The organism is Brevundimonas sp., assembly GCF_036659295.1.
Lineage (GTDB): Bacteria > Pseudomonadota > Alphaproteobacteria > Caulobacterales > Caulobacteraceae > Brevundimonas.
In genome coordinates this window covers 1-497 of record NZ_JAVXCU010000162.1, presented here as the reverse complement: position 1 = coordinate 497, position 497 = coordinate 1, and the positions used below count along the sequence as shown (strand labels likewise).

The 497-nt window shown below is 61.2% G+C and carries 1 protein-coding gene; it reads right to left on the bottom strand.

Annotated elements, in window-relative coordinates:
• On the bottom strand, positions 1 to 382 hold a 382-nt coding region (locus tag RSB01_RS14125), incomplete at its 3' end, for an ATP-binding cassette domain-containing protein (protein ID WP_332625759.1).
• Between the last annotated feature and the right edge of the window lie 115 nt (positions 383 to 497).

Genomic DNA, 497 nt, shown 5'->3' with positions numbered 1-497 from the left:
CTTCAGGAATCGCGGTCTTGCCGATCAACAGCGGCATGCACACGTTTTCCAGGGCGGTGAATTCCGGCAGCAAGTGGTGGAACTGGTACACAAAGCCCAACGAGCGATTGCGCAGTTGGCCGCGGGCCTTTTCATTCAACGCCGATAGTTCTTCACCGGCCAGCCATACGCTGCCCTGGGACGGCGTATCAAGGCCGCCCAGCAGGTTCAGCAAGGTACTTTTGCCGGAACCGGAACTGCCGACGATCGCCACGCGCTCGCCCGGGTGCAGCTCAAGTTGCAGGTTGGACAGCACCACCACCGACTCCGGGCCTTCCTCGTAGGATTTGCCCAGGTCGCGGCAGCTCAGGATTGCTTTTTCACTCATGCCCGATTCACTCATAACGTAATGCCTGTGCTGGCTGGGTACGTGCCGCGCGCCAGGCTGGATACAGGGTGGCAAGGAAGCTCAGGACCAACGCGGCGCCGCCCACCATCAGCACGTCCTGGGTTTGCAC